Source organism: Saprospiraceae bacterium (assembly GCA_016713025.1).
Classification (GTDB): Bacteria; Bacteroidota; Bacteroidia; order Chitinophagales; family Saprospiraceae; genus OLB9.
The window spans coordinates 709,179-732,660 of sequence record JADJPZ010000003.1 but is presented as its reverse complement, the minus strand read 5'-3'; the positions used below and the strand labels follow the sequence as shown (position 1 = coordinate 732,660).

Genomic DNA, 23,482 nt, shown 5'->3' with positions numbered 1-23,482 from the left:
TAACTATAAATGAATGGTTGATGTGTATTTTTTTAGTTAGGTATGTTTAAACTTTTAACATTTGACGCCAAGTAGGGTTTATTTCTAAAGGATAAATTTTAAACACACCCAAAGGTAAAATTAATCCAAAACTAATTTATTGTAAAATAATCCTGACTTGCTTTTTCCAAAGAACTCAACAAATTTTACCTGTGGGAAAACACCCAGATCTTCAGCATAAACATAAATGTGATCAAGCTCAATAAACTCATTTTTGAATTTAGTGAATACGGAGAATTGATCATGATCATTTTTGGCTAAATAAAACGTCATACCGTCATATGATACAAACTTAAAATCTATCATCTCATTACTGATCAGCTTGTGCCGGTATCCGTAGGCTAACTTCTTTTGTATCGGGTTGATTTCCTGAATTTTCCTGGTGTTATTATCTTCAAAATATACCCAACTAATCTTCATTGGTTCATTAAGATTGAGTATTCCTCCAGGTAGCTGATTTATTTCATAAATGACTGTGTTGAAATTTTGATTTCTCTGAATATAAAATAATAATTCCGGATATGGTTCGATAATAGGATAATTGTCTGGTCTGCCATCCTGGCCTTGACTGACTACTTTGAATTGCTCAGATTGGACAAAAAACATGATCGGGTTGCTTAAATAAGTAGCGTAAATTTAGTCTATTTTACTTTATATCTGAATAAAAATTCAATTTTTTTAGCCAAATATGGTTGTAGTCATATTAATTCCATAAAATGACGTAGTTAGGAAATGCTTATTCAGGAAAAATTCGGAGGCAAATAATTTTGGGGCTGATCTTCATATGCACTTCTTTTTAGCATAGGATTCAGACATTCTGATACCAGATATTTTATGATATGAAATATAATACTGACAGGAAACATCACCATCAAAATGATAATCATACAATATAAAAATTTTTTTGACATAAGACTATTATTTGAATGCAAAAAAACCGTTTAGATATTACCTGAAAGTTAACTATATATAAATCTTTGATCAATTATGTTTCTGTTGCTTATATTGTGGTTTGATATTATTATCCAAAGGCCATATAAAATTTAAATAATGAAAATAGAAGTTGACCAAAATATTTTTGCTGAACTCATCAAACCATCGCATGCACCGCTCATATTTGAAATGGTGGATATTAACAGGGATCATCTCCGCCAATGGCTTCCGTTTGTGGACCGTATGCAAGACGTCTCATTTGCTGAAAACTTCGTAAAAGGTACTATCTCCCGCAATCAGACCGGTACAGAATTTGCTTTTATCATCTTTTATGAAGATACTCCGGTAGGTCGGATAGGTATTTATAAAATAGATCATTTGAATAAAAGCGGCGAAATAGGATATTGGCTGATACCTGCTGCACAGTCAAAAGGAATCATACAAAAATCAGCCAACGCATTGATTGATTATAGTTTTGACCATCTCGGGCTCCATCGTATAGAAATAAGATGTGCCACAGAAAACCATAAAAGTCAGTCTATACCTGAAAAGCTGGGATTTACCAAAGAAGGTATCATCAGAGATGGAGAATGGTTGGGAGACAGATTTACAGATTTAGTACTATATTCATTACTAAAAAAGGACAAAAGCTGACCATCATATTTATTCCATGAAGTTTTCATCACGTTCCGTTATCATATGGGTTGCAATATTGTCAGGTGGATTTTACACATTCCAGTTGATTAAAGATTATTTTGAGTCTGAAATGCAAGGTTATAGTTATTATTTTTCAGAATCTGCCCTTTTTAGTATTGTTTGGTTGGTTTTTATACCCATAACTTATGGAATCTGGAAAAGGGAGTGGTTCAATTTGTCAAAAAATTGGATTTTGATAGTGATTCCGCTATTAACGCTGGGTCATATTTTTTTTTATGCACTTTTGATTTGGTTTATTTCAGGTATTTTCATGAATCAACCTTTTATCATTTTTCGAAATTTTAAGTTTGGTTTATTAGAATACTTTTTGATCATTTCGATTATATATTTTTTGATCATCTTATTATTCAAACTGTTTTCGTCCAAAGACATCATCTCTGAAGTACCTGCAAGTTATACTCAAAATCTAGTGCTTACAAAAAATGGCAGCAACGACATCATCCCTGTTTCCGGCATTATTTCAATTCATGCCAACACGCCGTATGTACAGGTAGTCACCAATGATAAAAAGTATCTTGATCAGACTTCATTGAAAGAACTTCAGCAACAACTGGATCCAAACATCTTTATTCGGGTACACAAATCTGCCATCATCAACCTTCAACGAGTTAAGTCTTATACTTCACGCATGAATGGCGACTATGACATCACTATGGATAATGGTATACAAGTCAGAATGAGCAGAAATTATACTCAGGATTTTAAAAAATTAGTAAAACAGGATGCTTCAACATCTTGATACCGTATAAAATACTCATGTCACCACTTTTAGATTGATTAACAATGGTTTAGTATCTACTTTTGTCAAAAAATTTAATGGTTATGAAGGATGTATTTTATTGGCTTATTCTCTTAATATATTTTATTTCCTGCTCGGGGCAAAACGAAACACTTACCCGGAGTGCAATAAAACAAAACTCTCTGGTTGGTGGCGGATGTGATGGTTGTGAATTGATGTATGTATCCATGCCAAAACATATATCAAACACTCACACCAGTGTAGGATGGAATGGAAAAGGTCAAAAACTTCTGATCGAAGGTTTTGTATATAAACTGGACGGCATCACTCCGGCTTCAGATATCATTCTGTATTACTGGCATACTGACGAAACCGGCCTATACCGATCAGATAATAATACTGCAACTGATGCTGTAAAACATGGTAAACTCAGAGGATGGGTAAAAACGGGTCAGGATGGATCGTATCAAATCAAAACAACCAGGCCGGCACCATATCCCAATGAAGATATACCAAGCCATATTCATATCTCTGTCAAAGAGCCTGGTATCCCGAATGAATATTATCTCGACTGGTACTTTGATGATGATAAATTGTATCTCAGTCATCGTAGAAAATATGGTAAATTTGACCGAGGCGGAACAGAGGTTCTTAGGGTGTTGGTACAAGGTGATACACAAATTGTAGAACACAATGTCATTCTTGGTCTGAACATACCTGATTATCCATCCAAACCATCCACCAACTCTGGATTACATATCGGAGAGGACCAGCCATCATTTATACCTTACCACGCTTACGGTCCTGATGCCGGTAAAAGGACGTGCCCCGTATGCAAATATGGACGTTATCATGGTATAGTCATGTTTGTTGGTAATGATCCTAACTGGATACAAATAGAAAAATGGCTTGAATTTCTCGAAGAACAAAGTAATCTGCGACAGCAATATCTGAAAGCTTATTTTGTCTATGGCGATGATCAGGAACATAACGAACAAAAAAGAAGAGAACAACTGGTATCTTTGGGCAAAAAATTGAATATAAAGTATACCGCTTTGACCTTTGTCCCATCATGGAATGATAAAGAAACTGAAGCTCATCTCAATTACATCAATCCTAAGGTACATTCCACCATGATCATATATAAAAATCGTACCATCGTCCATAAATTTATAGACTTAACCCCTGATGAAAACAACTTTGCAATGATCAAAAAAGTACTCGACGACACACAGGGCTTATATTTTCAACTGCCGGGTATGCAGCATCATTAATGTCAGTTGACCCATACTGCATATCTCTGTCTTTTAAGTTTTGATGCAAGATCTTTTTCTGCTTTCAATGCATCTTCCATTACAGCAAATGACTGAATATGAGCATAAAGACTCGGTCGAAGGAAAATCCCATATTTTTTTACAATAGCAGCAGAAATATCAACTCCTTTTTTGCTAAGTACACCATTTTTGTGTTGATCAAAACGTTCTTTGGGAGATTTACTGCTCATTCCCACATAAAGACATTCCAGCACTCCGTTGAACTGTGGGTTGGCCTCACGAAATTTTTTATTTTCTGAAAAGACGGTTTTTCTTAGCTCTATGACATACAATTGGTACATTTTAAGCAACTTTGACAAATAAGAACATTCAAAAACTATACCTATAACGGGTTTAGCCCAATAAAAAACAAATAAACACTGAGACTCAGATAATTCAGTATGGTTGTGTAATATAAATATACCTACCTTTGTGGTGGATTAACCATCACAATAACTTTAGTTTCTCCTATGAGAAAAAAAATAGAAATTCTGGCTCCTGCCAAAAATCTCATACAAGGTATTGCCGCCATCAATGCCGGGGCTGATGCTGTCTATATAGGCGCTCCACAATTTGGAGCACGTACCAATGCCACTAACTCACTGGAAGATATAGCCGAAATGGTTCGGTATGCGCACTTGTTCAAGGCTCAGGTTTTTGTAGTTATCAATACGATTTTGTATGATGATGAGCTGGAAATTTGCAGAAAATTGATTTACCAACTCTATGACATTGGTGTAGATGCCCTCATCATACAAGACATGGCTATCCTGGAGATGAAACTGCCACCAATCGTTCTGCATGCAAGCACTCAGGCCAATAATAGGGATCCGAAACACGTAAAATTTCTGAGAGAAGCGGGTATCAAAAGAGTAGTATTGGCAAGAGAATTGAATCTCGATCAGGTCAAAGAAATACATGAAGCAACAGATGCAGAGTTGGAGTTTTTTGTATCAGGCGCACTCTGTGTATCATTTAGTGGCAATTGTTATATGAGTATTGCCAATGGGGAGCGCAGTGCCAATCGCGGCTCTTGTGCGCAAAATTGCCGACTGCCTTACGAACTCATTGACGGAACGGGCACCACCCTGATTCAGACAGCGCATCTGCTATCTATCAAAGATCTCGACTTGAGTGATCAGTTACCTGCGTTGATAGAAGCGGGAATCACATCCTTCAAAATCGAAGGGAGACTCAAGGATATAGTTTATGTTAAAAACAATACATCCTTTTTGCGAAAAAGATTGGATGAATTTTTGGAAAATAATGCAGATATATACCAAAAAGCATCTTCGGGAAGGACTTTCTATCATTTCGAACCGGAAATGGACAGAAGTTTTAATCGAGGATACACTGACTATTTTGTCAATAAACGTAAAGAAAAAATCGGGAGTTGGGACACTCCAAAGTCACAAGGTCAGTTCATAGGCAAAGTACTCGAAGCCAAGGCCAATGGTTATGTAATAGAAAATTTTGAAAAGCTCAATAATGGTGACGGTTTGTATTTTGTCAATTCAAATGGAGAAGCTGATGGTGCTCAAGTCAATATCATCGTCAATGATATCGTCGTATTGAATACACTAAAGTCCATCTCAGTGGGCACTACAATCTATAGAAATTCTGACGCAGAGTTTATTAAAATGGTAGAGCAGGAAAAAAGTGCCATCCGTAAGATAGGAGTGCATTTACATTTTAGTGAAATTCAAGGAGGATTCCGTTTAGTAGCTATAGACGAAGACGGTTATGAAAGTGAAATGATTTTGGGCATGGAAAAAGCATTGGCCAATAGCGGTGAATCAGTCATACCAAATATCAAAAAGAACCTTTCAAAAACGGGCAATACCGTATTCGTAGTAGATGAAATTGATGTACAACTTACTGAAAACTGGTTTTTGCCTATCTCCAAAGTCAATGAAATCAGAAGGGATGTTCTGCAACAATTGGTAGAAATTCGGATCGCACGATACCAAAGAGAAACTCACCAAATCATTAAGACTGATCATCCATACCCTGTCGAAAAACTGGATTTTACTTATAATGTTTCCAATCAATTGGCCAGAAACTTTTATAAGCGACATGGTGTCCAAGAAATAGAAAAAGCTTTTGAACTGCAGTGGGATCCGGGAAAGTCTAGGGTGATGACCACAAAATATTGTGTCAAATATGAATTGGGAAAATGTGCCCGATTTCAGCGTGCTTCGATGGGTGAAAAGGTAGTCGAACCACTGACCCTTAAACATGGGGACATCGAATATAAACTAAAATTCAATTGCAAACCTTGTGAAATGGAAATCTGGGAAAAAGATGCCGAACTTGAGTTTGTGGATGAAGATGAGCAAATGATGATTTAGGTTGTATTTCATTTTTTCGCTTCACATTAGTTAAGCTTTTTAGTAGTGCATTACTATATCCAGCCTGTTGTTTTCCCCATTTACCCATCACTAAGTTTTCCGCTTTGAATCAGTCGATCTCTGAGCTCGATATCTGCAAAAATCACCATTTTATTATTTCGCGATTCAGGCAAGATGCCTGTCTATATTGCATCGTAGCTGGAAACTACGACGAACAAACGTAAAATAAAGGATGTAAAACATCGTCTTTATAGTGGCGACAGAATTATTTTTAAAATAAAGACATGAGTACCATCCATCGTCTTTAGAAAAATAAATTCTCGTCGGTATAACTTTGTCTTATCCAGGATCGGCTTCAGTTCCCGTCTTGGCAGAAAGGAGTCCCCGGAAAGCCTGTCGGACAGTGGCGGCTTCGTTGATCACTTTGTTGACTTCCTGCGATATAGGCATTTCGACACCGTATATATCAGCCAACTGTACCACAACACCACATGTTTTGACGCCTTCGGCTACCATGGACATTTCTGCAATGATATCATGGATTGTTCTGCCTTTGCCAAGTTGCTCACCTACATATCTGTTTCTACTCAGTGGACTGATACACGTGGCGATAAGGTCTCCCATTCCTGCAAGACCGGCAAAAGTACCAGGTTGTCCACCCATAGCGATGCCAAGACGGGACAACTCAGCCAGTCCTCTTGTGATGATTGCAGCTCGTGTATTGTCACCTGCTCCTGCGCCATCTCCCATGCCGGCGGCAATAGCAATTACGTTTTTCAAAGCACCTGCAAGTTCGCAACCTACTACATCATTATTGGTGTATACCCTGAGTAAGCCTGTTCTGAAAACCTGTTGAAGTGCTTCGGCAATATTGCTGTCTGCCATAGCTATCACGGCTGCTGCTGCCTGACCCTGGAGGATCTCTTTCGCCAGATTTGGTCCTGTGAGGACCCCTACAGGGTGCTGAGGGAATATAGACTCTATGATCTGTGTGATGCGCATTTGGGTACCCTGTTCGATCCCTTTTGTTAGGCTCACAAAAGGAACCCAGGGTCTTACATATGGTTTTGCTTCTTCCAGCACACTACGGCAGTGCTGAGAAGGAATACCCATTACCACTACATCCGCCTCTCTGAGGGTTTTTTCTAATGAATGGTTTGCCTTTAGGTTTTGATTTAGATGCAGACCTTTGAGATATTTGTCATTTCTATGGTGCTTGTTGATATCTCTGACAGTGCTGTTGTCTCTGGCCCAAAGTGTGGTAGGACAATTAGTGGCAATTAATGATGCTACGGTAGTCCCCCATGATCCACCACCAAGTACGGCTATATTTAAGTTCATTGCTTTAGGATTGTTAATGATGATTTTGAAAATTCATTAATGAATATTGTGACTCTTGGAGTATGTTTATACTCAAAATAAATTGGTTTGCGAAAAATTCGTCTACTATGGTATTCATTTTGAGTATATTGGCGACAGAATTATTATAAAATTAAATTCTCGTCGGTATAAAATCGTGTTCAAAATAGGAAATCCAGTTGATAAAATTTTAATTACACAATTAAACTATTCATTCAACTTCGTCTAATGGCTGTTTTAAGTCTTTCAGATACAAATTGCGAATTTCTCGTATTTTGACATCAAGATTACTTTTATTCCAGTCATGAGTAAGTACAGGCGGATGAATGATGACCTCTACAAGTGCAGGATTAAAAATATTTTTTCCCCTTGGCATGACGTCATGAGCATTTTTCAGCACTATCGGCACTATCGGCACACCGGCTTCCATTGCAATATGAAATGCTCCTTTTTTGAACGAACCGAGCGTATAATCATAACTCCGTGTGCCCTCAGGAAATATCACAATGGAAATTCCGCTCTTCAGACTATCTATGGCTGGCTTTAAAGCTTCGATCGCTTTTTCTTTATCTGTCCTGTCGAGGAAAATGGTCCCGGAAGCTTCTAAAATCTGTCCAACTACAGGCATTTTTTTAAGTTCCATTTTTGCAACACCTCTGGCTTCTTTTCTTATCAGTTTGATCGCTATCAGCATATCAGCATTGCTCTGGTGGTTGAGTATAAAGACCGCAGGACGATGCGACCATAGATGCTCTTCTCCTTTGATACTCAGTGTAATACCAGCAACATATGTCCCTAAATCACCTATAGACCTCATCATCGATTCCACTCCTTCGTTCCATGACATATTAGTGGTGCCTTTGGAAAAACCATTGAGTATAGCAGGAATGACCACTCCAAGTGACAAACCCGTCCGAACCATACCTGCTATCCTGGAGTTGTGTGCATCATTGTATCTCAATACAGGCCAGTCATTCTGAAATGCTATGCCAGAAAGTTTTGTATCGGGATTGACAGGTCTGGGATTTCCTACTATTTCCAATAGATGGATATCTTCGGCACTGTCTGTGTAGAAATAGCTTTTACGGATGTTTAGATGGTGTTTTTCTACAAGTTTTTGACCGGCAATAGCTTTCCCAGCCCCCCAACAGGCAGGTTCAATAATTTTTCCGGTAAATTTTCCATCGATCACTTCCAGTCTCGTGCATTCCACGATATCAATACAAAGGTCTCTGGCAATGGGCTCAACCTGATAAGGAGTAGCTGCAGAAATGATGGCAACAGTATGTCCCATCTCTATATGAGCAGAAACAAGTGCTCTGGATTCAGGATAAATTGCTTCAGCCAACTTTTTACGATACACCTCTTCGCCAACCTGAATAAATACATGTTCATCTATACCTTTTACTCCATTGGCACTGATGGCGGCCATTTTTCCAAAATTTCCTGTATCTCTTGCATAAGAAATAGCCCCTGCAAACTGGGCTATGAGTTCCTGAGAAGTAAATCTTCCGCTAAGTAGTCTGGATGCGACAAAGTTTTTTGCAGAAAATCCATTGATCAAAGTCCTATCCAGATCGAAAAACGCTCCTATATGAGGACCACGTTCACCTTCGAGGATTTCCATGGTAATTTTTTCTGTTTTTGTACCCGGAATAATTTCTCTCTCGACAGGAATGTGATAGTCCTGATTTACTCTCTGCTCTAAAGTATAATTAAGCAATACATTGACCCTTGCCGTGATATTATCTACCCATTTGTTGAACTCGATGATTTTATCTTTATCAAAACCTTCCTCGGGCCAGATTTTCAGATTTTTTGCAAGCCGGATGCCATTTTGAAGGAAAGGAAGTGAGACAGCTTCGACTCTGTTGATTTGTCCCAACCAATGCATTTCCTCACCTAAAAACAAACAATACTCTACAAATGCCTGCTCTTCAAAGTCAACAGTAGGATCCCATATCAGCATACCTTCAGCTACTACCTTATACGCTTCCAGATAGTTGCTGAGGATCACAGGTGCAACAAGTAAATTTTGTGTCCTTAGTATACTCGTCACATTGGTTTTTTTATTAAAGATTTCATTGGTGACTTTTTCTCCCAGCATGTATTTAAGTTCTGATTCTATTTCAGAGCTGAACTTGTCTTTTTCAGAATAAAAAAACTCAAACTTAAAAAAATCTCTGAGAGACATAATCTCTTTCCAAAAATCGATTTGTGACTGACCAGATTTTGAGTCAATAATTTTTAATAGTGCTAATTCAATAAATGACCGGTGTACTAAGTGATGTACAGACATATTGGCATAATATGTAGCCTGAAGGTATTTGTCCCTGTTGACTGTATATTTTGTATGAAGTCCGTCACCCTGAAATTTGACTATACCAGCCTGCACCAGCAGATTCAATGCTCTCTGTACACTCTCTCCGATAGGCATACCACGGTCTACAAGAGCATCTATTTTGTGGTTTTCAATTATTCGCATCAAATCTGATACATTGCTTTCCACACCTCTTTTGGTTAGTGAAAATTTACTGAGAAGAGCATTACAAATCAAAGATACTGTAGTAACAGGTGTGATTTTGTTGATTTTATGTATCAATCTAAATGCAAGTCTCGAAATTGTAGAGTCTGTGAGCACTTCAGCATCCTTTGGAAGATTCAACAGATCATCACCGCGTTCAAACATATCTGCAGGCTCACCAATTCTGAGTGAAATTTTTCCCAGCTTTTCTGAACTCATTTTTCTCAGATAGTTTATCATCCACTTTACTGTCTCAGGCTTTTTCTTTTTGCCTCGCGTTTCAGTGGTCATATCATCCACATCAGGGATAAGGTCATATACGATGGATACCGGTACATATTTTACCTGTTGCCTGATATCCTGTTCAGCTTCAGCTATATACTTCAGGATTCCCATCTGAGGCCATACCAGCTTTCCTGTGCGGGACCGTGTGCCCTCTATCGCCCACATAAAATGAGATTGCTGTTTCAGAAGCCAGCTTATATAGTATCTCAACGCAGCTTTGTAGATGATGTTATCTTTAAAAGATCGTCTGATAAAAATGACACCATTATTTCTGACAATTTTTCCTACTCCGGGCATATCCAGATTTATACCTGCAAAGAGAAATGGCAACGGAAGACCGTGTCGTGCCAATACTATCATGAGCACTACCAGATCAATGTAAGACTTATGAGTAAGGACAAAAGCCACCGGATGCCGTCGCATCAATCTGGATAAAGCCTTCAGTTCTGCAGTGTCAGTATCTATGTTTTTATCAAAACCCTGACCGATGAGATACTGAAATATCTCAATAAACCCAAAATTCACTGATGGATCGTGTTCTGCAAATAATTCCTGCAAGTATGTTTCTGCTTCAATATTTGCCTGAACCTGACTGATACCTTTCTGAACAGACAATCTTGCAAGGATCTTTTGAAAATCGTTGTTGCTTAAGATTTTTTTTATTTTAGCATTGGTTGTCTGGTTGCTCAAAGCCCGGATAATTTTTTAATTCGCTAAGATATAGAAAGTTTAAAAAATAAACACTCCTTCACTAAAAAATTATTTCGTTCAGGCTATGTAGTGAATGTAGCGATAGCAAATCTATCATCAAAGTCGTAGTTACTTGCTGTGTGATTTTATGTTAATTCAAATTGTTCTTTTTCAATTTCAAATTTGACCTTAGCTTTTAAAGCTCCAAATATTTTCATCAAAGTTGAGATTGTTACGTTGCCGGTATTGTTTTCCATTTTTGAAATTTGAGCTCTTTGGACGCCCACCAATTTACCAAGTTGTTCTTGAGTTAAGTTTCGCTCTATTCTCAATTGCTTGATCTTTTCTGCCAATATTTCTACTCTTAGTTCCTGTTCATATCTATCTCGTTTTGGACTTCCCATTATATCAAGTGTTTTATCTTCAAGTTCCGATAATGTTATTGTCTTCATTTTCTACTTTTTCCTTGTTTAAATGATTCCTTTTACAAAGATAAAAATGTTTCTATATTTGGAACAATTATTTTAGCGAATTTCTGATTTCATTGGGTGCTGGCGTTCTCTCATTTGTTATTTTCTTCTTCAATTATTTTTTCTAGCCCAAAAAGTTCAGCTACAAGTTTGTGAACCTTAGTGCAAGGGTTTTGAACCGAATAGTTTTGTTGTTCAATATAAAGTTTTTCGAGATTCACAGCGTTTTTTATAGCATTTTCTCTACTTGCGTAGGTTTCCAATAAGGAATACATTTCCGTGCTATTCTTTTTGTAAACATAATCTTTTAAACCATTTTTCTTAAAATTGTCTTCTATCAAATCCTGATATTGCTTTCTACTTATCCCCGTGTTGTAATAGTGAAAATGCAATAGATACCAAAGTTCAAAAGCTTCATTTGTCCAAGCACAATCAACACTTGGACTATTTGCAATGCAGGTTTGAATAGCTGAGTTAAAAGACTGGTCTGAAAAACTGTCTTTGTCAAATACTACCCACAACTTGTCAACTGTTCTATTTGTTTGTGCTTGCCATTTGTTACTTAAAGCCATTGCACTATTAACTAGTGAGACTGTGTTATGTCCATTGCCTAAGATTTTAAAATCATAAACATCCAACACACCTTTGGGTAAATCATTTTTTAGAGATTCGAAATAATTTGGTTCTGTTTTTTCGCCTTCACACACAATCAGGAAAAACCTACGCTTAGATTTTGTTTCTTCTAAACGTTTTGATTCAGTTCGCTCGTGTCTTTTCTTAATATGATTGGGTATTTTTACTTTTCTTGCCATTCCCCCACAATTTTAGAAATATCTCCAATGTAAGGAATTGCACCATATCTGCCTTGTATATAATCACTTTCAAATGATCGGTCTTTACGAACCTTATTACCATCTTCTTCTCGATACTCAACCAATGAATATAAATCAGATGCACCGTATTTATCTTTTTCTACAAAATAAATTTGGTCTCTTCGATACTTTCCATATGAAAATAAGTTGGTATCGTGAGTTGTAAATATTAATTGTGCATTTTTAGAATTGTCTTTTTCTGAATTAAAGAGTCTTGTTATTGCTAACGTCATTAGTGGATGCAAACTGGAATCAAGCTCATCAATTACCAAAACACCACCATTGTGTAAAACATCAAAAATAGGTCCTGAAATATTAAATACTTTATTAGTTCCTGCTGATTCCTGGCTACGCATATCAAACTCTATTTCACCTGATTTATTATTATGTTTATCATATTTATCGTGAAAAGTTTTAATGTCAAAGTGATAACCATCTTCGATATCCTTAATAAAGGATTTTGCCACTGATTCTTGACCTATTTCTAATAGGTTTTTTGAATTTAATTTTTCTTTTTTGACGTTGATTCCATCAAATCCTAATTCCAAAGTAAAATAAAAATCACCCATTGTTTGTGTAACATCTCCTTTTTCCAACAATTTTAAAGTTATCATTTCATAGTTCTCGTGCGTTAGTCCCGAAATGGTAATTAAGTTATTGAACCAATTCATTATTCTTTTAGCTGTAACTCCATTAAATTGGTCTATAATTGATAAAAATAAAGCGTTATTTCTTGTTTTACTTTCAAGGTTTTCTGCTTCTTTAAAAGAAGGCGACACTTCTATTCCATCACCTTCTCTAACGAATAATAATTTTTCGGCATTTTTCTTTGATTCAAATAACCATTCACTTACTACTTCCTTGTTTGTTATTTCAAATCCATATCTGTATCTGACATTTAGTATTTCAAATAGAACTTCAAAATATGATGGACTATTTTCAGTTTCAGTATTTAATAAGAATGGAGTAACGTCTAATGTCTTTGTGGAAGATTGGTTAAATGACTGCATCACTATTCTTTTCATAGTGCTCATAGCACGAATGAAGTTTGATTTGCCGCTGGCATTAGCACCGTAAATTATAGCTCCATTTAAAAGCGTGTGCCTTTCAGAAGTAAAAGTATTTGTTTCTTTGTAATCACTTATGCTTGATGCAACTAAGCTCAAAGTCTTTCTTTCACTAAAAGATAGGAAGTTTGCGACACTAAATTCAAGTAACATAATTGCTTATTTTTGAGAATATTTCGCAAATATAAGTATTAAATCTGAATAAATATCAAAAATCGAGATAATTTCTCAAAATAAGAGAACACGTATTCTATGATGTTCAGAGAATAGTTTTATTTGTCTAATTGTCTTAATTCTACTTTGTCACCTTCAAAAATCAAATTCACTGACACTTTCATCAAAATGTAAATAACCGGAAACCTGATATTTTTTTATAGTTAAAGATTCCTTATAATGGCGACAGAATTATTTTTATAATAAAGACATGTGTATCATCGTCTTTAGAAAAATAAATTCTCGTCGGAATAAATATATGGGTAAATTAGGTAACAACTGTTGGGTTAACCCAACAGTTTCCAATAAATCGGAAAGTCCTTATAATTTGACAAAGTAGTAAAAATAATTACCCTGCTGTCTTTTACTCTTACCAACAACTATAAGTAAATGCGCCAATTAATAATTTTTTACAATCAATTTTGTGCATGATATAAACTGATTCTATCAGATAATGTATATGTACATGCTTGAAAATTTCCAAAAAAAAAGCGGTGCTCCATTTAACATCGAGCACCGCTTTTGTTTTTGCTAATTTTTTCTCCTCTATTAAACCGCAAAACTCTCTCCACAGCCACAAGTACGGGCTGCATTGGGATTATTGAAATAAAAACCTTTACCATTCAATCCACCTGAAAACTCAAGGGTGGTATTGCATAGATATAAAAAACTTTTAAGATCTGTTACCACGCGAACACCATTATCATCAAATACCTGATCGTTGGGTTTGTTTTCATTATCAAAATCCATCGAATAAGATAATCCTGAGCATCCGCCACTGGTGACACTCACCCTGATAAAGTAATCATCTGCTATGCTTTTCGTCCTGATGATTTCTTCTATCCTTTCTTTTGCACTGTCAGCTACAAATAACATAAATAATGTAATTTTAAAAAGTTACTACAACAATACTATGCAGTAACAACTTCATTTTTCTTTTTGTAATCTGCTATCGCACTTTTGATCGCATCTTCAGCCAGCACCGAGCAGTGTATTTTTACAGGTGGCAATGCCAACTCTTCGACGATGGCCATATTATCTATGCTTAGAGCTTCGTCGATCTTTTTTCCCTTGAGCCACTCTGTTGCCAGAGATGAAGAAGCAATAGCCGATCCGCAACCAAAGGTTTTGAATTTGGCATCAATTATAGTGTCCGTTGCTTCATCCACTTCGATCTGAAGTCTCATGACGTCACCGCATTCAGGTGCGCCTACCAATCCTGTACCTACATTTTTTTTACTTTTATCAAGTGTTCCTACATTTTTAGGGTGCTTGAAGTGATCCAACAATTTATCTGAATAAGCCATATTATTTATTTTAAATTATGATATTGAAAATTACTATTTTTTGTTTTTAATGTTCTGCCCACTCTACAGTACTGAGATCTATACCTTCTTTGTACATTTCCCATATTGGGCTCAGGTCTCTCATATGATTTACCCCTTTTGATACAGCTTCGATGGCATAATCCACATCCTCTTCTGTCGTAAATCTTCCCAAACTGAATCTGATGGACGAATGTGCCAGATCATCACCCAATCCCAGCGCTACGAGTACATAAGATGGCTCAAGAGAAGCGGATGTACATGCTGATCCTGATGACACAGCTATATTTTGATTGAAGGTCATCATGAGCCCTTCTCCTTCTACGTGTTTGAAAGATATATTGGTCACATGCGGCATACGATGATCGACATTGCCATTGACATATACTTCTTCCAGACTGTTTTTGAAAGCATTTTCAAGTTTGTCCCTCAACACTGAAAGTCTTGCAGCATCCTGAGCCATTTCAGCTTTTGCGATGGAAGCTGCTTTGCCAAAACCAACGATACCGGGAACATTGAGCGTACCTGATCTCATTCCTCTTTCGTGTCCGCCTCCATCCATCTGAGCGGTAACTTTAACTCTTGGGTTTTCCTATTGACAAAAAGTGCACCTACACCTTTAGGACCATACATTTTGTGTGAGGTAAATGCCATCAGATGCACACCGGTAGCCTTAGGGTCAATCGGAATTTTTCCGACCACCTGAGTAGCATCACTCATAAACAGTACTCCATGCTTTTTTACAGATGTCTCCGATCTCTTTCATAGGCTGGATGACACCGGTTTCGTTATTGGCCCACATGACAGAAATTAAAATTGTTTTATCTGTGATGGCCGCTTCCAACTCAGCCAGGTCTATCAAACCATCATTTTTTACATCAAGATAAGTTACGTCTCCACCCATTTTTTCTACACGTTTGCAAGCATCGAGTACAGCTTTGTGTTCCGTTTTTACAGTGATGATGTGATTTCCTTTGGAAGCATACATTTCAAAAACACCTTTTATAGCCAGATTATCTGACTCTGTAGCTCCTGATGTAAATATGATTTCTTTTGAATCCACATTGATGAGATCAGCGATTTGCTCTCTTGCATAATCCACCGCTTCTTCTGCTTTCCATCCGAATGGGTGATTCCTGCTGGCAGCATTGCCGGGAATTTCATAAAAAAATGGAAGCATAGCTTCTACTGCCCTTGGGTCAGTGGGCGTTGTCGCATTATTGTCCAAATATATAAGTCTGTTGTCTGCCATTTTAAGCTTGTTTATATTTAATCTAAATACAAAGATATACCTATTTTGTTTAACTGAAGTAAACTTTATGTTAAACTTTTTTTTATAAGGTTATAATAGATGGAAATAGATCCAAAAATTTTAAGTTCTTGAATGTCTTTGTAATAACCCTAAAAAACATAAAGGAACCATTATCTCTTCAAATTGAATACCATACACTTTGTAAAAAATAAAATTTGTTCGCTTTCGTTCAGTTCAAACTTGAAAATTTACACATACTCCTATTTTAGCCTTTTCAGCATTAATCTCTTAAGCTACCAGTCGGTTTATGTTCAGATGGCTAAAGCATCATAAAGAATCTCAATAGCATGCTGGCTATGTCTCCCTGTACCATCTTTGATCTGGTGTCTGCAACTGGTACCAGAAGCAGCTACTATTACATTTTGATCCTCTGCTCTGATAGAAGGGAATAATACTAACTCTCCCACCTGCATCGACAGATCATAATGTTCTTTTTCGTATCCAAATGAACCTGCCATACCGCAACATCCCGTATTGAGGGTGATCACCTGATAATTTTGTGGAAATGAGAGCACTTTTTTTGTTGCGTCTGTTCCGACTATTGCTTTTTGATGACAGTGGCCATGAAGGATGACTTTTTTATTTACAGTTGTAAATCGTTCTCTTGAGATTTCTCCTTTATCTATTTCATTGGCAAACCACTCTTCAAACAAAAGACTATGCTTTCCAAGTTTTTTTGCTGATTCCCTTTCACTTTCGGGGACCAGATCCGGATATTCATCATGGAAAGATAAAATCGCCGATGGTTCTATTCCTATCAGAGGTGTATCGGCAGAAATGATATCTTTAAGCATTTGAACGTTGGTGACAGCAATATTTTTAGCTTGTTTGATCATACCTTTGGACATATATGCACGACCACTTTCAGTGTGATCAGGGATGACAGGATTATATCCCAGCGTACGCAAGAGTAGTATCAGTTTTTTGCCTACTTCAGCATCATTGTAATTGGTAAACTCATCACAAAAAACATAGACTTTTTTGCCTGATATTCTATCTTTTTCAGGTTTGTTTATCTTATACCAATGGTGAAATGTCTCCTGTGAAAGATACGGCATGGAGCGTTCCGGATGAAATCCAACAATTCTATTGATGATTTTTCGCAATGAAGGAGTGCCAAATAAAAAATTGAAAATACCGGGAAAATAAGATGCCAGAGCCATTTGTCTTGAAAAATTACCTATCAGCTTTGCTCTGAAAGGTACTCCATGACGGTCATAATAGTTTTGAAGAAATTCACCCTTCATTTTAGCAATGTCCACACTGGAAGGACATTCTGATTTACATGCTTTGCAGGAAAGGCATAAATCGAGAATTTCTTTTACTTCATGATCGGTCACCACATTGGTTTCCTGATTTGTCAGAAATTGTCTCAGGATATTCGCCCGTGCACGTGTGGTATCTTTTTCATGTCTTGTCGCCATATAACTGGGGCACATGGTACCGCCACTGACGGCTGTTTTTCTGCAGTCGCCTGAACCACTACACTTTTCTGCCAACCGCAAAAAACCACCCTGATCTGAAAAATTATAGGTTGTTTTTACTTCTTTAACTTTGCTTTCCGTTTGATATCTCAGGGACTGATCCATGGGTGGAGCATCGACAATTTTTCCCGTATTGAATACATTTTTGGGATCAAAAACATACTTTACATCCTTGAAAAGCCGATACACATCTTGCCCCATCATAAATGGTATAAACTCGCCGCGCAGCCTGCCATCTCCGTGTTCTCCTGATAATGAGCCACCATATGATTTGGCCAAAGTGGCAGTTTCAGTCAGGATTGTCCGAAACAGCACCACTCCTTCTGTTGTTTTTAAATTGATAATCGGCTCAACGTGCAATTCTCCGGCTCCTGCATGGGCATACATGGCGTACTGCAATCCATGTTTTTTTAATAATGTTTCCAATTTTTCAATATATTCCGGCAAATCCTTTGGAACTACTGCAAAATCCTCAATGAGATTGACCGGTTTGGCATCTCCGGGAAGGTTCCTTAACAATCCAAGGCCTCCTTTACGTACTTCCCAAGCCTTTTTGCTCTCTTCACCCTGCAGAATTGGGTAAGCATATCCCAATTTTTTATCCTTTAATTCACTGATCAATTGTTGACACTTTTCTATAAGATTGGCTTCATCCGTTCCAAAAAATTCAACCATCAGAATGGCATTGCGCTCACCTTCTATAAATGATCTGTTTTTTGACTGGTGCGGATTGGTTTTAGTAAATTCAAGAATAAAATGGTCAACGAGTTCTGAAGCGGCACAATGATGCTCCATAGCAACCAGATTGGCCAACAATGCATCGTGAATACTTGCTGTATGTACGGCTACCATGGCTACTGCCGAAGGGGGAAGATCCAATAATTGTAGTTTTGCCTCGGTGATAAAACACAACGTACCTTCTGATCCGGCGATGAGTTGGCACAAATTAAATGGCTCAGCATGATCGAAGCTCACCTGATTTAATAAAAAATCCAGCGCATATCCTGTGTTGCGCCTCTTTATATTTTTTGATGGAAAACCTTCTCGGATGGTTGTTTGATTTTTGTGATCTGTAAGAAGACCATTTATCCTCCTGTAAATCTCGCCTTCAAAGTCTTTCTGATTACATTTTTCAAAATATTCTGCTTCGGTCAAATCTCTGAAAACAACCTCACTCCCATCAGCAAGAATGGCCTTACATTCCAATAAATGATCCCGTGCAGTACCCCAAATGATCGAATGCAGCCCACATGAATTGTTTCCTATCATACCACCTATCATTGCCCTGTTGGATGTGGATGTCTCAGGGCCATACATGAGTCCAAAGGGCTTCAGATAAACATTGAGATCGTCCCTGATGACTCCCGGTTGCACCCGAACCCATTTTTCTGTTGGATTTAATTCGATGATCTGAGTAAAATGTTTTGAAATATCCACCACTACCCCATTTCCCACGACCTGTCCTGCCAGTGATGTTCCAGCGGCACGTGGTATCAGGTGAGTACCTGATTGTGCAGCATATTCGACTAAAGTTTTAATATCATTTTCTGTTTTTGGTAAAGCTACTGCAAGGGGAAGTTCCTGATATTCAGAAGCATCGGTGGCATATACTCTTTTGATAGCGTTGTCTTTGTCAGCACTATTAAAATACAATTCGCCGGTAAATTTTGCTTTAATTTGATCAAACATGATTACATATCTAAAATAAAGTCTTTCATCCTATATTTCTTAATTGTGCTTTACCCGAATTCACGATATTTGGGGTCTGCCGAATAGCGTAAAATGCTGTTCTTATTGCCCCTTCAACTTATTCATCAGCCAGTTGGTCAATTTTTCACTCTGTTCGGGATAGGTCCAATGACCGGTTTCCTGTGCGATGTACAGTTCTTTTGGTGCTGTAATGACATTATATGCAGCATACATGGAAGTAGGCGGGCATGTTTCATCATTAAATCCCATCGTATAGAATCCCGGTACTTTTAGTTGCTTTGCAAAGTTGACTACATCATAATAGCCGGCAGTATTTATCTTTTCCCTGGTGTTATTAAATGCCAGATTGTTTTTGTCAAACAAATGCGGCCAGCCACCGGCACGGCCCTTTAGATAACCGGTGAGATCAGACAATGCAGGATAATAGGCTGCCCAGTATTTTACACTTTGATCGAGCGCCGCTGTAATGATAGATAATGCACCACCCTGGCTGCCACCTACCACACCCAGATTTTTTCCGTCATACTGCGGAAGGCTAACAATAAAATCATTGGCCCGAACACAACCGAGATACACTCTTTTATAGTAAAACCGGTCCTTGTCATCCAGATTATAATTCCAGTAACCTGACAAGGCGCCAGCCATGAGGTTGTTGTACACTGATACATCCATGTTTACAGGAATGCCATGTATGCCTATCTGAAAAGTAATAAACCCCTTTTCAGCATTGGAAATATCACCCATATATGGCCTTACACCAGCGCCCGGAACCTGCAATACAGCAGGATACTTTCCTTCTTTTTTCGGTACACATAAAATACCATACAATCTTGTGTTGAATCTGTAGTTCTGAAGGTTGACATGATATACGTTTACATTTTCGGTGCAGCGTTCCGGTAATAAGGTCATCCTTGCGTCCATAGGGATTTTAGAAAGCTCAGCTTTTGCATTATCCCAGAATGCTGTAAAATCATCAGGCTTTATTACTGCGGGTTCTATCATCAATGGATTGAATGCAGCTGTAGCTAATCCGCGGTAAGATTTCCCATTCACCATGGCGATAACGACGCAACGCAGAAAACCAGGCTCTTTCATGGTGCCTGCATCCACGACCAGTCTTCCTTCCGGTAAGGACAGTGAATCTTTTTTTTGCAGCTCCATTTTTTCAGGTCCTATCTCATATTTAACTACCGCATTTTTTAAGAGGTTTCCGTTCTGAAGGATGCTGATGGTAAATTTTACATTTTCACCTGTTTTATAGGTCCAGTCATTATGATCAGGTGCAACCACAACTTTTACAAATTGTTCTGAAGGCTGGGCGTAACTGAATACAATAATAAAAAATAAAAAGGCAACAGAAATAACCCGGTTGGGTATTTTGATAAATTGTAAAGGCATAATATCTATTTTTTTAATGTAAAGGTCTAAAAAAATACTGATTGTATGTACAAAAAACATATCAATATCACCTAAATTTTATCTTCAGGGAGTACAATTCCATTTATCTTTCAGGTTTTATCTAAACTCCTTGACATTTCAGAAGCATTTGCTTCCATTCTCATGATCAAGTTGTCTCTCAATGATTACGCAGCCCAGCGTATTTTGCCAATTTGACTTAGTTGAGAAATGCATGATTGACTCTTTGATGCCAGCAATTCAGTCGCTTTTTACAAGTCCATACTCAGGAAAACCAAGTACTATCATTAATTCCTCCACTTTATCATGATGCCAGCAACTTTCTCTAAGGCATATTTTAAAATCAACCACCTTACCTGAACTGTCTAATTTTACGTATCCTAAATATCTTTCGATGCCGGCTCCGCACATCGCATTAGCATTATCATCCTGACGTGACCATTCCTGGAATTCAAAAGTCGCATAATAAAATTTGCCTTTATATTTGGTATCGAAAAAACGGAATTCGGATAAATATTTTGCCCCGGACAATTGGCTGATGTCGATTGTATTTTGTTTTTTGCCTCCATTAGAAAATGAAATAGTAATTTTTGTTTCAGTGCTGGAATGATGCTCCATTATGAGATCCACCGGGCTGAAAGTACTTGATTTTTTCATTTTCCACTGCATCTTTGTCAAATCAAATGCCTTCTTGTTGATAAATATTTCGGTATATTCCTTTAATTTACAGGTCTTTATATTTAGGTTTTCATTTTTGTTTGTGGGAACAAACAGTTCGATATACTCGCGACCTTCAGCCGTATTGTAAGCGCCTTTTAAAGGAATTTTTGTTTTGGTTTTTTCGTAAAAATACCATCCTTTTAGTGTTTGACTTTTGTCATCATCATAAGGATTTCCACACAGAAAAGTATCCAATTCCAGATGCATTTTAATGGGAAATTTACCACTTATCGTTCCTGAAAGTTTATAAAAATTATTTTTTTGTATGTCATGAGTAAAATTCCATGTCGTTTGTCCTATGCAAAGCATGTGAAAAAAAGTTAAATAGACAATTTCTGTCCAAAGTATTTTTTTCATTAAAGATCATTTTATACACTATAAAAATTGAGCATCATCCTATTTTATTCCACTATGATTGATTTTGGTATGCTTTCCGTTTCATCAGAGCAAATTATCTACCATTAACAACAAACATACGGAGTTTTAGATTAGATTTGCTTGGTCAATTTTTATACTTAACATTAGTAAAATCATTTTCCCGGGCCATACTTTCTTTTCCGGGACATATTCTTATAAAAAATGGAGATATCATTAAAAAATACAATTGCCAAATGGCCTAAAAGTTATCAAACATTGGCATTGGGGATTGCTGCTTTTTGCACTTACCTTTGTTTCTATCCATTCAGGCGAGCTTACACAGCTGCAACTTTTGATGATTTATACTTTTGGGGTGTACACTTCAAGATCCTAATGATCACCGCACAGGTATTGGGTTTTGCAGTGTCTAAAGGCATAGGAGTCAAAATAGTTTCTGAAATGAAACCAGAAAAGCGTGCACGTAATCTATTGATATTCACAGGTCTTTCGGGATTGAGCATGCTTTTATTTGGACTTACTCCTGCACCTTACAATTTGATTTTCATATTTTTCGCCAGTCTGCCATTAGGTTTGTTTTATGGTGTGATACTTGGTTTTTTAGAAGGTCGAGTCAATACAGACATATTGGTAGCAGCACTGACAGCTTCATTTATTATAGGGTCAGGTTTTGCAAAAACTATCGGCAAATGGGTAATGAATGCCCTAGGCACTTCAGAATTTATGATGCCTTTTGCAGCTGACGTCGTGATGTACATACCCCTTTGTATTTCTGTCTGGCTATTGTATCAGATGCCTCCGCCCAATGCTGAAGACATAGATGACAGAGTGGAACGCCGGCCGATGTATAAGGCTGAAAGGAAAGCTTTTGTCAAGGAATTTGGTTTGGGTCTTATATTGTTTATAGTGTCGTATGTTTTGCTGACAGCATACAGAGAATTCAGGGATAACTTTATGCCCGAAATCCTGAATGAGCTGGGTTATGGTGGGCAAACTGCTCTCTTTACCAAAACAGAATTGCCTATTGCCATCATTGTCCTGCTATTGATGGCTTCGATGAGATGGGTTACCAATCACACAAAAGCATTTCTAATCATTCAGAGTTTGTTATTGATGGGTGCCGTGATTATAGCTTTGTCTACTCTATTATATCAGATGCAAATCATCAATCCGATATTCTGGTTGATTGGAGTAGGTTTTGGAGCTTATGTTGCCTATTCGATGTGCAATAGTCTTTACTTCGAGCGCATGCTGGCAGCATTTAAGTATACGGCCACTGTAGGATTTATGATTACCCTGGCAGATTATTATGCCTATTTCGGTAGTTTGACTGTGCTGTTTTATAAAAATTTCTTCCATACGGACACGCCAAATGTGACCTTTTTTATGTACGCTTCCTACTTTTTATCCGCCGCGTACTTTTTGATGGTGGTGGTTTCTATGTTCTACTTTATCAGGAAAAAGAATAGTTTTTCAGGTACAAATAGGTGAAAAAATTATGAGGCTTTAACTCGAATACCAAGAAGTAAAAACCATTTCAGGAAACCTTACAAAAATGGACCTTATGT

17 protein-coding genes and 1 pseudogene are annotated in these 23,482 nt (G+C 37.4%); 5 read left to right on the top strand and 13 right to left on the bottom strand.

Features of this window, described 5'->3' with window-relative positions; genetic code table 11:
• Positions 1-120 precede the first annotated feature (120 nt).
• Complete coding sequence (locus IPK35_05920; protein MBK8052811.1) at positions 121-645, bottom strand: DUF4833 domain-containing protein; 525 nt, start codon at positions 643-645, stop codon at positions 121-123.
• A 444-nt stretch (positions 646-1,089) separates the two neighbouring features.
• Between IPK35_05920 and IPK35_05915 the strand changes: the two genes are divergently transcribed.
• From IPK35_05915 to IPK35_05905, 3 genes are all read left to right on the top strand, one after another.
• Positions 1,090-1,626 carry a GNAT family N-acetyltransferase gene (locus tag IPK35_05915; GenBank protein MBK8052810.1) on the top strand — a complete coding sequence of 179 codons (537 nt, stop codon included), beginning with the start codon at positions 1,090-1,092 and terminating at the stop codon, positions 1,624-1,626.
• A 16-nt stretch (positions 1,627-1,642) separates the two neighbouring features.
• Positions 1,643-2,428, top strand: a complete 786-nt coding sequence (locus IPK35_05910) for a LytTR family transcriptional regulator (protein ID MBK8052809.1) — start codon at positions 1,643-1,645, stop codon at positions 2,426-2,428.
• Between the two features lie 83 nt (positions 2,429-2,511).
• On the top strand, positions 2,512-3,702 hold the full coding sequence (locus IPK35_05905) for an intradiol ring-cleavage dioxygenase (GenBank protein MBK8052808.1): 1,191 nt from the start codon (positions 2,512-2,514) through the stop codon (positions 3,700-3,702).
• Between the two features lie 2 nt (positions 3,703-3,704).
• On the opposite strand, the gene IPK35_05900 is transcribed toward IPK35_05905, so the two are convergent.
• Positions 3,705-4,043: a ribose-5-phosphate isomerase gene (locus tag IPK35_05900; protein MBK8052807.1), complete on the bottom strand. Its 339-nt coding sequence runs from the start codon at positions 4,041-4,043 to the stop codon at positions 3,705-3,707.
• Positions 4,044-4,211: 168 nt separating this feature from the next.
• Between IPK35_05900 and IPK35_05895 the strand changes: the two genes are divergently transcribed.
• Positions 4,212-6,092 carry a U32 family peptidase gene (locus IPK35_05895; protein ID MBK8052806.1) on the top strand — a complete coding sequence of 627 codons (1,881 nt, stop codon included), beginning with the start codon at positions 4,212-4,214 and terminating at the stop codon, positions 6,090-6,092.
• Positions 6,093-6,431: 339 nt separating this feature from the next.
• On the opposite strand, the gene IPK35_05890 is transcribed toward IPK35_05895, so the two are convergent.
• The 11 genes and pseudogenes from IPK35_05890 to IPK35_05840 all read right to left on the bottom strand — a co-directional run bounded on the left by IPK35_05890 (position 6,432) and on the right by IPK35_05840 (position 21,896).
• A complete protein-coding gene (locus tag IPK35_05890) occupies positions 6,432-7,433 on the bottom strand; it encodes an NAD(P)H-dependent glycerol-3-phosphate dehydrogenase (GenBank protein ID MBK8052805.1) in 1,002 nt (333 codons plus the stop codon).
• Positions 7,434-7,662: 229 nt separating this feature from the next.
• The gene (locus tag IPK35_05885; protein MBK8052804.1) at positions 7,663-10,950 is read right to left on the bottom strand and encodes an HAD-IB family hydrolase; all 3,288 of its coding nucleotides are present in this window, start codon (positions 10,948-10,950) and stop codon (positions 7,663-7,665) included.
• Positions 10,951-11,096: 146 nt separating this feature from the next.
• Positions 11,097-11,402: a helix-turn-helix transcriptional regulator gene (locus tag IPK35_05880; protein ID MBK8052803.1), complete on the bottom strand. Its 306-nt coding sequence runs from the start codon at positions 11,400-11,402 to the stop codon at positions 11,097-11,099.
• 110 nt (positions 11,403-11,512) lie between these two features.
• Positions 11,513-12,232, bottom strand: a complete 720-nt coding sequence (locus tag IPK35_05875; GenBank protein MBK8052802.1) for an RloB domain-containing protein — start codon at positions 12,230-12,232, stop codon at positions 11,513-11,515.
• Positions 12,217-13,512, bottom strand: coding sequence for an ATP-binding protein (locus IPK35_05870; GenBank protein MBK8052801.1), 1,296 nt, complete (start codon positions 13,510-13,512; stop codon positions 12,217-12,219). The genes IPK35_05875 and IPK35_05870 overlap by 16 nt, the downstream gene beginning before the upstream one ends.
• Positions 13,513-14,121: 609 nt before the next feature.
• Positions 14,122-14,448, bottom strand: coding sequence for an iron-sulfur cluster assembly accessory protein (locus tag IPK35_05865; protein ID MBK8052800.1), 327 nt, complete (start codon positions 14,446-14,448; stop codon positions 14,122-14,124).
• 35 nt (positions 14,449-14,483) lie between these two features.
• Positions 14,484-14,879 carry a Fe-S cluster assembly scaffold IscU gene (iscU, locus tag IPK35_05860; GenBank protein MBK8052799.1) on the bottom strand — a complete coding sequence of 132 codons (396 nt, stop codon included), beginning with the start codon at positions 14,877-14,879 and terminating at the stop codon, positions 14,484-14,486.
• Between the two features lie 46 nt (positions 14,880-14,925).
• Positions 14,926-16,149 (bottom strand): annotated as a pseudogene (locus IPK35_05855) (IscS subfamily cysteine desulfurase).
• Positions 16,150-16,460: 311 nt separating this feature from the next.
• Complete coding sequence (locus IPK35_05850) at positions 16,461-19,382, bottom strand: FAD-binding protein (GenBank protein ID MBK8052798.1); 2,922 nt, start codon at positions 19,380-19,382, stop codon at positions 16,461-16,463.
• A gap of 102 nt (positions 19,383-19,484) precedes the next feature.
• Positions 19,485-20,801, bottom strand: a complete 1,317-nt coding sequence (locus IPK35_05845; GenBank protein ID MBK8052797.1) for an acetylxylan esterase — start codon at positions 20,799-20,801, stop codon at positions 19,485-19,487.
• Positions 20,802-21,059: 258 nt separating this feature from the next.
• The gene (locus IPK35_05840; GenBank protein MBK8052796.1) at positions 21,060-21,896 is read right to left on the bottom strand and encodes a hypothetical protein; all 837 of its coding nucleotides are present in this window, start codon (positions 21,894-21,896) and stop codon (positions 21,060-21,062) included.
• Between the two features lie 246 nt (positions 21,897-22,142).
• Here IPK35_05840 and IPK35_05835 point away from each other — a divergent pair, with 246 nt between their 5' ends.
• Positions 22,143-23,405, top strand: a complete 1,263-nt coding sequence (locus tag IPK35_05835) for a hypothetical protein (GenBank protein MBK8052795.1) — start codon at positions 22,143-22,145, stop codon at positions 23,403-23,405.
• The last annotated feature ends 77 nt before the right edge of the window (positions 23,406-23,482 follow it).